The sequence below is a fragment of the Algoriphagus sp. CAU 1675 genome (assembly GCF_029222925.1).
In the GTDB taxonomy this organism is placed as follows: Bacteria; Bacteroidota; Bacteroidia; order Cytophagales; family Cyclobacteriaceae; genus Algoriphagus.
This window is the reverse complement of record NZ_JARHUI010000001.1, coordinates 591,736-607,437: the sequence shown is the minus strand read 5'-3', so window position 1 is coordinate 607,437 and position 15,702 is coordinate 591,736. Positions and strand designations below refer to the sequence as shown.

The 15,702-nt window shown below is 42.5% G+C and carries 11 protein-coding genes; 6 read left to right on the top strand and 5 right to left on the bottom strand.

From position 1 onward, the window contains the following. Window positions 1-12: 12 nt before the first annotated feature. Window positions 13-939: a bile acid:sodium symporter family protein gene (locus P2G54_RS02660; RefSeq protein WP_275867922.1), complete on the bottom strand. Its 927-nt coding sequence runs from the start codon at window positions 937-939 to the stop codon at window positions 13-15. A 245-nt stretch (window positions 940-1,184) separates the two neighbouring features. On the opposite strand from P2G54_RS02660, the gene P2G54_RS02655 reads away from it, so the two are divergent. Continuing rightward, window positions 1,185-1,349 (top strand): hypothetical protein, encoded by a 165-nt coding sequence (locus P2G54_RS02655; RefSeq protein ID WP_275867920.1) that lies wholly within the window; start codon window positions 1,185-1,187, stop codon window positions 1,347-1,349. A gap of 3 nt (window positions 1,350-1,352) precedes the next feature. Here P2G54_RS02655 and P2G54_RS02650 read toward each other — a convergent pair whose 3' ends face one another. From P2G54_RS02650 to P2G54_RS02635, 4 genes are all read right to left on the bottom strand, one after another. Continuing rightward, window positions 1,353-2,828, bottom strand: coding sequence for a hypothetical protein (locus P2G54_RS02650; protein WP_275867918.1), 1,476 nt, complete (start codon window positions 2,826-2,828; stop codon window positions 1,353-1,355). A 17-nt stretch (window positions 2,829-2,845) separates the two neighbouring features. Continuing rightward, window positions 2,846-5,026 carry a hypothetical protein gene (locus P2G54_RS02645; protein ID WP_275867917.1) on the bottom strand — a complete coding sequence of 727 codons (2,181 nt, stop codon included), beginning with the start codon at window positions 5,024-5,026 and terminating at the stop codon, window positions 2,846-2,848. 77 nt (window positions 5,027-5,103) lie between these two features. Then, window positions 5,104-6,426, bottom strand: coding sequence for an adenylate/guanylate cyclase domain-containing protein (locus P2G54_RS02640; RefSeq protein ID WP_275867915.1), 1,323 nt, complete (start codon window positions 6,424-6,426; stop codon window positions 5,104-5,106). Between the two features lie 15 nt (window positions 6,427-6,441). Beyond that, window positions 6,442-7,644, bottom strand: coding sequence for an FIST N-terminal domain-containing protein (locus P2G54_RS02635; RefSeq protein WP_275867914.1), 1,203 nt, complete (start codon window positions 7,642-7,644; stop codon window positions 6,442-6,444). A gap of 744 nt (window positions 7,645-8,388) precedes the next feature. Here P2G54_RS02635 and P2G54_RS02630 point away from each other — a divergent pair. From P2G54_RS02630 to P2G54_RS02610, 5 genes are all read left to right on the top strand, one after another. Further along, a complete protein-coding gene (locus P2G54_RS02630) occupies window positions 8,389-12,036 on the top strand; it encodes a two-component regulator propeller domain-containing protein (protein ID WP_275867912.1) in 3,648 nt (1,215 codons plus the stop codon). Between the two features lie 71 nt (window positions 12,037-12,107). Then, complete coding sequence (locus tag P2G54_RS02625; protein WP_275867911.1) at window positions 12,108-13,469, top strand: ATP-binding protein; 1,362 nt, start codon at window positions 12,108-12,110, stop codon at window positions 13,467-13,469. A gap of 10 nt (window positions 13,470-13,479) precedes the next feature. Then, entirely contained in the window at window positions 13,480-13,878 is a 399-nt protein-coding gene (locus tag P2G54_RS02620; RefSeq protein ID WP_275867909.1) for a response regulator, read from the top strand. Beyond that, window positions 13,871-14,917 (top strand): adenylate/guanylate cyclase domain-containing protein, encoded by a 1,047-nt coding sequence (locus P2G54_RS02615; protein ID WP_275867907.1) that lies wholly within the window; start codon window positions 13,871-13,873, stop codon window positions 14,915-14,917. Before P2G54_RS02620 ends, P2G54_RS02615 begins: the two co-directional genes overlap by 8 nt. A 4-nt stretch (window positions 14,918-14,921) precedes the next feature. Beyond that, the gene (locus P2G54_RS02610) at window positions 14,922-15,695 is read left to right on the top strand and encodes a DUF6090 family protein (protein ID WP_275867906.1); all 774 of its coding nucleotides are present in this window, start codon (window positions 14,922-14,924) and stop codon (window positions 15,693-15,695) included. The last annotated feature ends 7 nt before the right edge of the window (window positions 15,696-15,702 follow it).

The window sequence follows — 15,702 nt, the reverse complement described above, 5'->3', positions numbered from 1 at the left end:
AGGGAAATCTAATCATTGATTTTCCTCTGACTTTTTCCGCCAATAGGAAGCCAAGAGTGAGCCGGTAAAATTCATCAGAGGTCCGAAAACCGCCGGAGCTAAGCCTACGGTTGCTATTTTTCCCATTTGAAGTGCAATACCCGAAGCAAGTCCTGAATTCTGCATGCCCACCTCCAATGCGATGGTTTTGCAGGACTTTTGGTCCAGGCCCGCCAATTTTGAAGCAAAAAACCCAAGAATATAACCAAGGGCATTGTGAAGAAAACAGGCAAGAATGAGCAACAATCCTATTTCCATTAAACTTTCCCTTCCGTTGGCCGTGATCACGCCTATAATCAAAATAATACCCCCCATGGATATTCCGGGCATCAATTGATCCAACCACTTGATCTTCCCTTTCATGAAGCCATTGAATGCCAACCCCAAGGAAACTGGAATAATTACGATCTGGACTATGCTCCACATCATGCCGAAAAAGTCAACCGGAACGAATTCTCCACCGAGCATACTCATCAAAAACGGAGTGAGTACCGGAGCTATTGCAGTTGCTACAGCAGTCATGGTTACCGAAAGAGCCAAATTGGCTTTTGCCAAATAAGACATGACATTAGAAGCCAAACCACTTGGGGAGCTTCCCACCAAAATAAGTCCAGCAGCTATCTCTGAAGGAAAATCAAAACCCTTGGCCAAGGTAAATCCCAAAAGCGGCATGATGGTGAATTGGCAAATCATCCCCACAATCACTCCTTTGGGCATCTGGATCACTCCCAGAAAATCACGCAGGCTCATTTCTGTACCTACCCCAAACATAATAACCTGCAACAATGGTACTATGAGAAGGGAGCTTTCAAAACCTCTCCAATTCAAAAAAATCTCTGGGTAAAGCATGGCAAGTAGCACCACAAAAACCAGTAAAACAGGAAAAACGATCTTTTTCAAATCACTTCAAGAGGTTATGGAAAGGCAATACCTTTCCAAAATTGGACATTCGGAACAGATGTGCGAATTACAACAAAATTGGCTTTTTCTAAGTAGAATTTTCGGTAAAATTTAATTTTTACAGGAATTTTATTTTGTTTTTCCTTGATTTTAAAGTTCTTTTCTCTAAATTAAGATACCATCTGTTATTTAAGTGAGGACTATTCCCTCAGTGCCACATTTTTTCAATTCGACATCTAATTGTCATGGCGAAAACTTACAAGAACTCAGGAATTGAAATCAACTCCTTCAAATTAATCATTGAGTCCAGTATTCTGCTGCTATTGGCCGGCACTTATCTGGCACTGCATTCCGTGCTTCAAGCAGCAGTAAACTCTGAGAATTTGAAGGCATTGTTCAACTTGCTCTAATTCCTAATAGGCTAGATTCATGTAGACTCCATATAGCTTGGAGTTAATACTCGTATTGTAATTCTGCATGCCCGACATGGGATTGGCAACGGGAGATTTGATTCCTCCATACATATAGCCGACCAATACCGGTCCGCTCGGATCACCTTGAAACACCTTATTCAAATCAATGATGGATGCAGCCTCCCCATAGAGCAATTCAGGAAGTGGGAAAAAGATGGCGTTGGCTCCCAAAAAACCAGGCATCTGTGCCTGAGGAGGAGTCTGAACCAACTCGATGGTTTCATCTTCCCCATTTGTATAATACGTCGAAATCAGGTTGGAGAAAGGCAAAGGAATATCCGGCTCTATAAACGTTCCAGAATTCGCGTCATACGTCAGATAGGTAATTCCTCCTAAAATGCTCACTCTGTTTACTCGATAGTCACCAAAAGCCAAAACGGCATCTATCTGTGCAGCAGAATAAAAATTCACTTTTTGAGAGGTGATTGTATCCAAGGTGACCTCAGGATTTCCAGAGCCAAGATCATTGAGATAAACTGGCGATGGATAACCCAACCCCTGTTTATTAAATACACCACCATAAATCACTGCACCCAAGGAATCCGGTCCCGGTGTGATCACCTCAGCTAAGGTGTAATCCCTTCGATGTAGCCTCGTTGAATCAATCACCGATAGTGTATCTGCGATTCCCCAACCGCTTCCTTCCTGAACCAGCCTAAACTTCCGTAGAGCAGAAGTATACTCTCCTGTATTCCCTGGAAGGTATGAACCCACATAGTTTTGACCGCCAATGAGATAAAAGTTTCCATTTGCCACCATCATTTCTCCACCAGTTACTTGTAAAAATGGGTCTTGAATTACCTTGGTGAAAATCTGATCCAAGGCTGGATTTGCACCTCCGGAAAGCACATATTGGATGAGATTAGGAACATCAATTTCGAAAAAGTAATCGGAAGTGATGTTACTGACAGTTCCTGTTCCGTCATTCGTATATCCTCCGGAAGCATAAAGCGTTTCTCCCTCCTGATAGTGGAGCATACTGCTGCCTGAAAGCTGATAAAAATAAGGAATAGGAATAGGAACCCCCGTAGATTTTTGGCTCTCGAAATCCACCACCCAGATGGAATCATTCGCCATTAAATTAGGAAATGCAGGAGGATCATTATTCATATTGTGCAAACCCCCTTTTCTCCCTCCAAATACAACCCACTTTTTGCCGAATATTGCATAGACAGGGCTTTGTAATTCTGGCATATCAAAACCTGGATCTACTTCTTCCAAGCTTACCTGTATGAAATCCGAAACAGTACTATCCTCGGGATCTAATTCTAAAATCCCCTGAATCTTAGTATATAAGGGAGATCCAGTCATTTCCAGCATCTCAGTAGTGGATTCATTTTGTGTAGGCTGAGCGCAATATTGATTGATAAGAAGTAGCAGGAAGAGTCCTAATACTCGAAAGATTGAATAGTTCATATTACAAAGGGTTGAGATTAGGAATTGATTTTAAGTTTTGCCCACATTTGCAATAAGGCCTGCTGATTCTTGGAAAGCTCCCGAGTGACAGGCATATACATATAGCCACCCCAGTTTTTTTCATCGGTAAGCATCAGCATGCGACGCATGGTGTACGGTTCACTCCAAACCTCCTCTTGGAAAGGGAGAATTGCATTCATGATGGGAAGTACATTGTTGTAATTCGAAAGAATATTGTCATACAAAACCTGGAAAGTGAGTGGTTCTGTCCCATTCAGATAAACTTCTAATTCTTTATCCGCGGAAAGTACGCGAGTGGACACGGTATATCCATTTGCGGCAAAATACAATCTTTCTTTCTGCGTACTTGGTACATTATACTGTTCGGGCGTGATTCCTAAAACATACTGAACGCATCCCGCTTCTTTTGTAAAATATTCAAAAGACACCCCATCCGAAAAATAAAAATCCTGAAACTTATTGGTATTCCCATTTCGGATTTTACCCAATGTCGGATTTGTTAAAGGAGTACCTCTGTAGAAACACCTTAAAATGACTGGCCCTCTCCCAGCTCCGTCAGATTTATATCCCTCTGAAGCCAGCTGCCCTTGCTCTGCATATGACCCTTGCTGGTCAGACATAATCAGGTAATCATCCTCCATAAACAGTTCCTTTTGATCACTGGTATAGATCGCAAACCGTCCTTTGGAGAAATCCGAAATTCCACTTGGTACAGGGAAATCCATTACTCCTCCCCGGGCCAGGAACGTACTCATATTATAGTCTTGAGCATGATTTATACTCCCCACCTTCGTAGGGGCTGTCCCGTCATCCGGAATAAACATAAGGGTCAATTGACCAAAATCGTAATTCTTCCAACTTATAAAAGGAGGGATAGACGTATCGCCTCCATAATCGCTGTAGGGTCCAAATCCTACTCCGTACTCACAAATGGAATTGATCACATCAAGGCTGATAACATTTGCCTTGTCATTTACTCGAACAAATGCCGGAGGAAGCTGAACCGTTTTTGGTAGAGACAAAGGCTTTTCATCAGTGCCCATCGGGGTTGGAGCAAGGATCGGTGGATTGGACTCGGCATACTTAATGGCCGGATTATTCGCAATTTCATTTTTTAAAATTCTGGCCACATTGTGGGTTTTCATATCCACCCCTTCCACAAAAGGACAAAGTGATCCGGAAAATGCAACCCTTGCCGGGTTCTTATAAACCGAGGTTTGGTTGTTTCCCAAAGGCGTTGTAGGCATTTTGGAATAATCCGGATTCCTGACCTCATACACCTGATGAAGTAAGATTTTCATAGAGAGGGCATCCACCTGAAATCCTGCATATTGATTCAAATCCTGCTGAACAGCGGCATCGGTTTGGTCTGCATTTAGGGCAATGGTCGACTCAAAATAGGTTCCTCCACTCATTGGCATGAGGAGTTCATTATTATAGTTTAAAACCTTGCTAAGGGATAGCCAAGTAAAGGTAGATTTACAAGGAACTCCTGATAAAAAGGTCTTTTCCTGCCCATTGGGTTTTCCATAGATCCCCGCAAGGGATATGAAAAGTTGAGTGCATGTATCATTGATGCTATCTACATCGCAAAACATTGCAGTTGTCCTACTATTTGGATCAAAAAATTGCTGATGGAAAGAAAAAGATTGACCTAAAAGCTGTGCTAAACCTCCCGGACATCCAGCACTATTATCAGGCGTGTATGTAGTCACCCTCCCCTGATTATCAGGAATCTGAATACCAGTAATCCGGATATCCTCAGCATAGACACTCAAGTCTCCAAAATAATTCCAATACCCCGGTTGTACCAATCCATCATAAAGTGAGGGCTGTGGGCTTGGCCCATCCAAAGGAACGTTTTGGTAAAGCGTAACATAATCATCATCATAACCAGATTTCCCCAGCAAACAAATTGCCCATGCATCATAGCATTCATCCGTTACAGAAGCAATTTCTACGTAACCCTGACCCGTTGGATCCATTTGGACATCATATCCTAGTGACTGAATTTTTGGGATAAGATCCGGGGAAATATTTACCCGTGGAGGTCGATAAGGAAGCGCAGCATCTTGGTTGTAAATTTTTAAAGGAGAAAACTTCCCATTATTACCCGTTGGTACATCGAGGAGAACAGAACCGTGAAAGTTGATTCTTGGAAAATCAAATTGACTCATAGTGTGTTAAGTTTTTGGTAAAAAATCAGGTTATAAACAATTTCCATTACCCTTATGGTAATGCAGGCAATTCAAAATCAAGCTAATCTTTCGACATAATACATGTCGATATCTCCTTTGTTTTTGGCGTTGATCTTACCTCGATAGGAGCAGTCAAATTCATCTTTGACCAATTGATAAGTGACATCGCTGATATTTACTTTTCCAGCCTCACTTGAAGACTCCATTCGGGAAGCTACATTGACTGTATCTCCCCAGATATCGTAGGCAAACTTCTTGATCCCCACTATCCCGGCAATCACAGGCCCACTGTGCAAACCAATTCGGATTTCAAAAAACGGTTTGTTTTCTTTTAATCTTTCCTCCTTTACGGCACTTACAAAATCACGAATCTCCAAAGCAGCCAATACTGCATCCTGGGCATGGCGTTTTTTCTCCACAGGAAGCCCTGAAGCACACATGTAGCTATCACCGATGGTTTTGATCTTTTCGATCCCATGCTTGGCGGTGATTTTGTCAAATGCCCTGTAATAAAAATCGATTTCGGCCACCAGCATATGTGAAGGCATCCCGTCACTGAACTGAGTGAAGTTCTTGAAGTCCGTAAAAAGCACGGTCACCACATTGTAATCCTTGGCCTTGGCAAAACCATTGGCTTTCAGTTCTTGAGTAGTCTCATAAGGAAGGATATTCAACAAAAGCTCCTCACTGATTTCTTTTTCCCTTTTGAGTTCCTTCGTCCGTTCCTCTACCAGCCTTTCCAAAATAATATTTCTGTCAATCTGATTTTGAACAGCCGAAACCACCCCACTCATCGCCTCCAAAATATTCTGGTGATAAGGCAAAATTCCTGTCCCTGACTGAAGTAACTGGGACCTCCGTGCCGCAAAAAAATACCCAAAAACCTTCCGATCATGAATGATTGGCGTAAGGATAAATTGCTGCATGTCAAACTCCTTCAACAAGGTCAGGACAAATTCATCCTCACTGGAATCTTGATTGAAAATGATGGTTTTTCGGGATTCGAAAAATTGCTCAGGAATAGTAATCAGTTTCCCCTTTACCTCATTTACAGGATAACCTGCATAAGCTTTGACAAATTTGGCTTGATAAACGAACTCTCCTTCCTGGACAGGGACCAGCACCAGGGTCACATCCATTTTGAGCCTGATATTGATGCTTTCGGCCAGTCCGTCCAACAACTGATCCATATTGCTCTCAGCCTTTTCATGCTGCAATTCAGCGATGACCTTCAGTCCTTCGCTCATCTGAAGGACATCTTTGGTAAGGTCCGAATTCCTATATTCAAGGCTCATATAGGAGCTTGTGAGCTTCTTGAGCCTTTCTTTATAGTAATTGATCTCCCGCTGGGCTGAATCGTCGTTTGACTGAGAACTCATTTAAAATAATTTTTATTAAACCTCTGCCAAAACAGAAAGTACTCCAGTCCAATCCAAAGGCTGCAGGTTTTGTCCCACTCGGGCCACCTCCACACCTGAATAAAACCCAGACAACGGAATTGGCCCAATTGCTTTTTGTACCTCGGCTGCATCCTCAAAATTCACCCCTGAAAATGGCTTGGCTCTTCCTCCGCAATTGATATAAAAAGCATAAACGGGATCGCTTCCCGAAAGCTTTTTGTTGACTTCTTCAATAACCTCTTCAACATAATCTGGCTCCATATTTCTTCGCATCAATTGCACCTCTGTGCCTTCAGTGAGATCCGGTTCAAACATCACCAAAGCCTTACTTCCTTCATCTACGGCAAGGGTCAGTCTATTCGCATAGTCACTTTCCTTGAAATCCCCAAACTTGTCACCTCTGTTGACTCCCAAGGTCACATTCATGGCGAAATCCTTAAACTTCACCCCATGATCCGGGCCCAGGAGCTCATCAATCATTTCCAAGGCAGGTTGGTTGTCGATTTCAATGACTAAAGGACCATTTGCTTTGGTGATGGTGATGTAATCACTGCACGGCTGACAACCATGCAAGATGGCAGTTTCCATCTTACATTCTCCAGAAACCAAAATACCCACTACATGCTGCGAGTAGATTTCATTGTTTACAAACTGATAGGTGGAGCTCAGCATCATGTCTGACAAAAATCCTCCACCGGCAACAGCAAGATCTGAGGGAAGGTATTGCTCCAAAGCTGCAAATAAGGGTGTAGCGAAATTGAGCATTGGTGGATTTTGTTGCTTACTGGAATCATAGAAAACCCATAGCCCACGCGAGTCATCTTTCAATGCTCCCTGAAGCTTTTGACCCAAACCCTGTCCTGCCTCATATTCATTCTCATTTAGCCCGCCCTGGGAAAAAATCTCAAATCTGATTTTATCAGAACTAAAAATCGTCACCCCAACTTCAAATCCGTCGTACCCGATAAAACTATCTGTTATAATCCCAAAAGAGGAACCTCCTGCTTTAGGAGTATCCGGAATTATCTCATTCACCCCTTTCAGAAACTCCTCCGGGCTATGTTTTCCTCCACAAAATATCAAGGCAAAATCCGGGCGGTCAATCCCCCCCTGCTCCATGGCTTGCATTGCAGCTTCTTTTCCAGCCGCAAATGAATTAGTTTGATTACTGGCTCCTATTCCAACTTTTGTTTTCATTTTCTATAAAAAATTTTTATGATTAAAATATGATTTACTTAAGAAGTACTTGTAATTACGTAATAATTTATCAAGAATAATTGTGCAAAAAGAATTTTTATCAAATCTAAGGTTTCTCCCAAAAACTTAATCATCCCTCAAAAAATCCGATATGATTATTTTATGCTGCTCAATTCAAGAACACTTGACTTTCCTAAATTAGATGAAAATCCCAATACATTTTTCTCAATTTGTGATTAATTGGTTTCCAATACTTTAAACCAGATTTCACCTAGATTACTAAAATTCTACATAAAATTGGTTCTTAGCTAATCAAAGCAGATTTTTGATAGGATAGAGACGCAAAAGAGATTGGTTTTGCAAATAAAAAACCCTTCCTGATGTCCTCTATGTCATATCATTTTGTATTTTTCCAATATTCAGAGAAAAGCCCTGATCCGGGAAAACCTAAATCGGGGTTTTTATCTCAGTGAACCAACCGAAAAATTTCGGGAATCGACAGTTCGGAGTTTGAATATCTAAGATTTTTCAAATGTGAATTGTGCCCCTGATAATTTTGGAGGGAAGTTAAAATTCAAAATTGTCTGATTCAGCTATGTTTTCTTTCCCAGCCTAGGGGATTGGGAATTATGTAATGCATATACCCCTCTATTCCAATCTGGGAAAGCTCCCTTCAAGCCTTTGATGAGCCACACAACTTGAGTGAATTAAACACTTTTAAAGTAAAAAGTTCGATTTAATCTTATGAAGCATTTTTTCCGGAACCTGCATTTAATCCTTTGCCTGCTGTTTGTTGCATGCGCTCCATCAGGGGAAAAGAATCAGGCTCCAAGCGCCCAATCCGTTTCCAAAGTAAGCCTCCAAAAAACCCGGCTTGCCGAACTCCCTGAAGATAATCAACCCCACTCTTACCAAATCCCAAAACTAATAGAAGGCTTGGCTTCTGCACAGCTTGCCTCTCCTCCTATTTCAGTCCCTCTTCCCAGATTACTGGACGAAAACGGTAAGCCCATTCTCAACTCCCTTGGCAAACCCTTCTACTTGGGTAATGGAGGGCTTTCCCAGTTTCGAAAATATACCACAGATGATGGACTGGCGCTCGATGCTGTCAATTGTAGTATTGTTGACAGCAGGGGGCATATTTGGTTTGGGACAAACGGGAACGGAATTAGCCGCTTTGATGGTCTGGAATTTACTAATTACACCATCACACAGGGATTGGCCGGCAACAGCATCCGAAGCATTTTCGAGGATTCCAAGGGAAACATCTGGGTGGGAACGGTAGACAATGGAGTCAGCAAGTTTGATGGAAAGGTCTTCACCAACTACGGGGCCGAACAGCTCGGTAACGGGATAGTTTTCAGTATTGCTGAAGATAGAAGCGGAAATCTTTGGTTCGGAACTAGCGGTGCCGGAGCAAGCAGGTTTGACGGAAGCACGTTCACCAATTTTACCGAAGACGATGGAATTGGGAACAATATGGTCGTCAGCATTCAGGGAGACAGCGAGGGCAACCTATGGTTTGGCACCTATGGTGGGGGACTGACAAAGTTCGATGGGGAAAAGTTCACGAATTACACCCAGGAAGACGGATTGGCATCGGACCGGGTAAGGTCAGTTTTTATTGATAAGGAGGGTAAACTCTGGTTAGGGACGATAGGGGGAGGAGTGAGTGTTTTTGACGGAAAAAACTTTCAAACCCTGAATTCCAGTGATGGATTAACCGGTAATGTCATCCGAGCTATTGTAGAGGATTTGAGCGGTAATATTTGGATTGCCACCGAAAACGGAGTCAGTCGATATGACGGGAGTGAATTTGTCTCCTATACAATGGAACAAGGACTTGCCGACAATAACGTTCTGGACATTTCCTTAGACCACAGCGGGAAGCTTTGGTTTTCCACCGACGGGGGTGGAGTGAGCATTTTGGAGGGTACAAGCTTTACAAACTATACGACTGCACAGGGTTTAGCCGGCAATATCGTGCTCAGTATTTTAGAGGATCATCAAGGGACAAAATGGTTTGGAACGGCTGGAGATGGGGTGAGTAGGTTTGATGGAAATTCCTTTGAAACCTATACCTCAGCCCAGGGCTTGAGTGGAGATTTGGTATTCAGTATGCTCGAGGACGAAAGGCAGCGGATTTGGTTTGGCACTAGTGGGGATGGGATCAGCATTTTCGACGGAACCGGTTTTTTAAACCTCAGAAAAGAGGATGGCCTACTTTCAAATGAAGTCTATGCACTCAAGCGGGACAGCAATGGAAACATTTGGATCGGCACTGACAGTGGACTCAGCAGATTTGATGGAAAAACCCTGACGGACTTTACCAAGGACCAAGGCTTAGTGGGCAATGATATTCTCGGAATTCTGGAGGACCAAAACGGAGGTATATGGATTGCGGCACTAGATGGGGGACTCAGTCGGTTCGATGGAGAGAGTTTCATCAATTTCACCACCTCCCAAGGATTGGCAGACAACGAAGTACTCAGTATCGCAGAAGATCAAAATGGGAACCTTTGGGTAGGAACCAAGCATGGATTGAGTTTTTTGGACAAAAAAAATGTGGATCTAATCGCTTCCTCTCCTGATGATTTACCGGCTGAAGCATTTCTTTCCTTTACCTCCCAAAACGGGCTTGCCGATGATATGATCTTGCAGGTTGTCCCAATTTCAGATCAAAAAATTGCTATTGGAACCAATCAAGGCATCACACTTTTCGATGCTCCAATACCCGGACAGACCTTTACCAAACTTGAAAACATCCAGATTTTCAATTCCAATACAGGATACCCCGTCAAGGATCTTACCGATGGACAAAATGGTCTTTTTCTTGACAAAAAAGGGATACTCTGGGCAGGAACTGGAAGCGTGAAGACTGCTCTTTCAAGATTTGAAATCAGCAAACTTTCCCAAAACCCAAAAAAACCAGATTTGCTTGTTAAGCAAATCCGGATCAATGAAGAGATCATTCCTTGGCACACCCTCGGAGATGAAAATTCTTCTTCGGATCTCTTTACCCAAACGACAGACCAATTGATTACCCTGGGTAGGCTGCTGGAACCAGAGCAGCGCGAAGCTCTTCAGCAACGATTTGAAGGACTGACTTTTGATGGAGTTTCGGGCTTTTTCCCAATTCCGCAGAACCTCACCCTCCCCTACAAGCACAACCATATAAATATTGAATTTGGGTCGAATGAATTGTCTAGGCCTTTCTTGGTCGAATACCAATACATGCTGGAAGGATATGATGAGGATTGGAGTCCTATTCTGAAAAAAACCAGTGCGACTTTCGGAAATATTCAGGAAGGAGATTACACCTTCAAGGTGAAAGCTAGATATACCGGGCCAGCTTCTGTAGAGGCAAGAGAGTGGACCGAACCGATCAGCTTCACCTTTACGGTACTCCCCCCTTGGTACCGAAGCTGGTGGGCTTATGCAATTTATACCATTCTTGGTCTTTCTCTATTGTATCCTCTTCATATCTACCAGCGGAACCAGGTAATCAAAGCCGAACAAGAAAAAGTGAAGGAGAGGGAACTTGCACACGCCAAAGAAATCGAAAAAGCCTATAATGAATTAGAAAAAGCACATGAAAACCTAAAATCAACCCAATCCCAATTGATACAGGCAGAAAAGATGGCCTCCTTGGGTGAGCTGACTGCAGGAATCGCGCATGAAATCCAAAACCCCTTGAACTTTGTGAAAAATTTCTCCGAGGTTAGTCATGAACTTCTCGATGAAATGAGTGAGGAAATGGACAATGGAGATTTGGAGGAAGCAAAGGCCATTGCTGATGATATCAAACAAAACTTGGATAGGATCACCCTTCACAGTAAGCGGGCCGACTCCATCGTAAAGGCGATGCTTCAACATAGCCGGACAAGTTCAGGAGAAAAAGAACCAACAGACATCAATGCTTTGGCAGAGGAATACATCCATCTGAGTTACCACGGAATCCGAGCCAAAGACAAGGAATTCAATGCGGATTTTGGAACAAATCTGGACCCCAAGCTTCCTCTGGTCACGGTAATTCCTCAGGAAATCGGAAGGATCCTCCTCAATATGTTCAACAATGCGTTTTACGCCGTCAACGAAAAAGCAAAATCAGGATCTGCCCCTTCCGACTATAAACCCAAGGTCACGGTATCTACCAAAAAACTCCCTAAAGGAATAGAGATTGTGGTTGCAGACAACGGCCCTGGAATACCCAATGAAATTGTCGGGAAGATTTTCCAACCTTTCTTTACTACAAAACCAACCGGGCAGGGTACTGGCTTAGGCTTATCTTTGAGTTACGATATAGTCAAATCCCATGGTGGAGAGCTCAGTGTGAATACAAATACTGGCTCAGAGCAAGGGACTCAGTTCAGAATTTATTTACCCATTTAATAATGCGGTCAAATCCATAAATTAAGGGTTTTATTAATAACTGGAGAATTGCCCCATTGAATTAACAAGCTATGTATATCAATATCATATCCTTGATTCTGCTTTATTACTTGAAAATGCCACTCGGCCTAAATACGGTCTCTGAGGAATGGAAGCGGATTTTCAATGGAGGAATGATTGCTTCGGTTGCCTTACTTGCTTTGGAAGCATTAAATATCCCTTTGTTGGATTACTTGTTTTCAGCCCTGTCCTATATCCTTGCAGCACTGATCGTCTATGTCTCTCTTCGCAATCCCGAATTACACCATCGAAAAGGGCTGATTTATGCATGGCTCCCGATCATGGGGGTATTATTACTCACCGATCTGACGGAATTCATCAGTGAATCCCTTTATCAATCACTGGAGGGATATTTTGGGACCGTCAAGGTATTTGCCTTGATCTGGGCCATTGCGATGTGGATCAACAATACCAAGCAGAGAAAGGCCCTGGAACTGGAGAGGAGAAAGACGGAAGAAAAGGAAAAGGAATACAAAATCACGGAGGCTATTAAAGAGCAGTTGGAAATCCAGGTAGCCGAACGAACCGCTGAGATCATGCGCCAAAAAGAAGAACTGGTTGTGGCTTTGGAGGAATTAAAGGCAGCACAGGAACAACTGATTCATGCTGAAAAAATGGCTTCTTTGGGTGAACTGACTGCAGGGATTGCGCATGAGATCCAAAACCCGCTCAATTTTGTGAATAACTTTTCAGAGGTAAGCACTGAATTGCTTCAGGAAATGAAAGTTGAGTTGAGGGAAGGCAACTCAGAAGAGGCCCTGGAAATTGCAGAAGATGTCATCGAGAATCTGGGGAAAATTGCCCACCATGGAAAACGGGCAGATTCTATCGTAAAAGGAATGCTGCAACACAGCAGAGCCAACGCAGGTCAAAAGGAAGAAACCGATATCAATCTTTTGGCAGATGAATACCTGAGGCTATCCTACCATGGACTGAGGGCCAAAGACAAGGCATTTACGGCTGACTTCAAATTGGATCTAGATCCCAATCTTCCCAAAATCGAAGTCATCCCACAAGATTTAGGACGGGTATTGCTCAACCTGATCAATAATGCATTTTATGCGGCAGCGGAGAAAAAAAGCATGTTGACAGAAGCCAAAACAAATACATCAACCTTTATTCCCACAGTAACTGTCACCACTAAAAAACTGAAAAAAGGAATTGAAATACGTGTCAGAGACAATGGAAATGGGATTTCGGAAGAAATTCGATCCAAAATCTTCCAACCCTTTTTCACTACCAAACCCACAGGAAAAGGTACAGGACTGGGACTTTCAATGAGCTATGAAATCATCACCAAAGGACATGGTGGACAACTGAACCTGGAAAGCAAACCAGGGGAGTATACAGAGTTTATTATTATTTTACCTTAAGATAAAGACCATGAAAATTTTAATTGTTGACGATGAAAGAGATGTGGAATTGCTATTCCGCCAAAAGTTTCGCAAAGAGGTCAGAAGCGGAAGCCTTGAACTTTGCTTTGCCTTTTCGGGAAACGAAGCTCTGGAACTACTAGGTCATGAAAACCCTCCAAAAGTGGTCTATGTGTTTTCGGATATCAACATGCCAGGAATGACAGGGCTAGAACTTCTGAAAAACATAAAAGAGCGCTTTCCCCAAATAAATGTAAGTATGATCTCCGCTTATGGTGATTCAGAAAACTTCGAAAAAGCCATGAATTCAGGCGCAAAAGAATTTTTCACAAAACCCATTGATTTTGAGTCTCTAAGAGCGGAAATTGTCACTTTAATATCTCAGCATAACTCTCAAAGCAATGGTTAAAATCCTCGTTGTCGATGATGAAGCGGACTTGGAGATGCTGATCAGGCAAAAGTTCAGGAAAAGGATTCGAAGTGAAGAATTTGAATTTTACTTTGCCCTGAATGGAAGATTAGCTTTGGAAGTTCTCGATGCCCATCCTGACATAGATGTGATCCTCAGTGATATCAATATGCCAGAAATGGACGGTCTGACCCTCCTTTCAAAAGTCAAAGAAAAAAACTCCCTGCTGAAAACCGTAATTATTTCGGCCTATGGTGATATGGAAAACATCCGTACCGCCATGAACTTGGGTGCTTTCGACTTCATCACCAAACCGGTGGATTTTCGGGATTTGGAAATCACACTTGAAAAAACAATCCAACACATTCAACAAATCAAATCCAACCTAAGAGCTCTGAAAGAAAACAACATCCTCAAAATGTATGTGGACGAGACCGTATTGAATTTTATGGGGAGCCGTGAAAACGAAGCCAGCTTGATGGAAAATGAAACCATACAGGCTTCGGTTTGCTTTATAGACCTCTGTGCATTCACCAAAATATCCGAGAGTGAAGAACCCAATCTGGTGGTCAATCTGCTCAATGAATATTTTGATCTCATGGTCAAAGAAATCATTGAAGAGAAAGGAAGCATTGACAAATTCATTGGGGATGCTGTTATGGCTGTTTTTCAGGGAGAAAATCATTTCGAAAGGGCTATCAGAGCCTGCCTGGCCATCCGGGATAAAATGGAAGCCATCCCGGTTTACTCCGAAAAAACAAACTTTCGGCCTCGCGTTTCCATTGGAATCAACACAGGAGAAATGGTTTCGGGAAATATCGGCTCGAGCTCACTTCGCAGATTGGACTACACCGTAATCGGGGACACAGTCAATGTTTCCTCCCGCCTTCAGACCGCTGCAAAACCCGGTCAAATTCTGATTTTGGAGAGTCCTGCTCAGCACCTCAAAGACAAATTTGTCTTTGAACAAATCGGCGAAATGTCCCTGAAGAATAAAGTGAGACCTGTACAAGTTTTGGAAGTCATTTCATCAAAATAATTAGATGGTCTCTTTCCTGCGCAAATTCCGAATGTCTCTGATCCATAAAAATCAGATTTCCAAATACCTGACTTATGCTATTGGCGAAATCATCTTGGTCGTGGTGGGGATCCTGATCGCTTTGCAAATAAATACATGGAATGAGGAGAGAAAGCTCAAAACATACGAATTAAAAATGCTTAGTGAGCTGAAAAACACCTTAGAAAAAGACAAACGCTACTTCTCCAATCAAATCCCCAGACTCCAAAACAAACAAAAAGCCGCAAACCGACTTTTGGAATTTCGCGAAAACAAAGAAGAAAATCTGGATACGCTAAACCAGTATTTTGCAGCACTTCGCTACGAAGTTTTGTTTCAATATAATTCTGGAACATATGGCTCCATCAAGTCCGGAGGAATCGACAAAATATCCAATGATTCCATCCGGTCTCAAATGGCAGACCTATACGAGTTTATCATCCCGAGAACTGAAAAAATTTTCGAGAAAATCAACTCAGAAGAATCCCTGGAAAATGATTTGGTAGAAAACATCACTTCCCGGATGGTTCTCACTCTCGGCAATAATGAGCAATCAATCCAGAATAAAATTTCAGACCCAAAGGTGATCTATCAGGATGAATTTTTACATCTGATCCAAATCCAAAAAAACAGCACCTATGTGTTCAAAAGCCGGATTGAAAATTTAATTCCTTCTTTAGATAATCTGATTGGGTTAATTGAAAGGGAATTGATCAAACAGAAAAATGAGATAGGCCTAGATTCGCAAGATGATGGATAAACTGTCC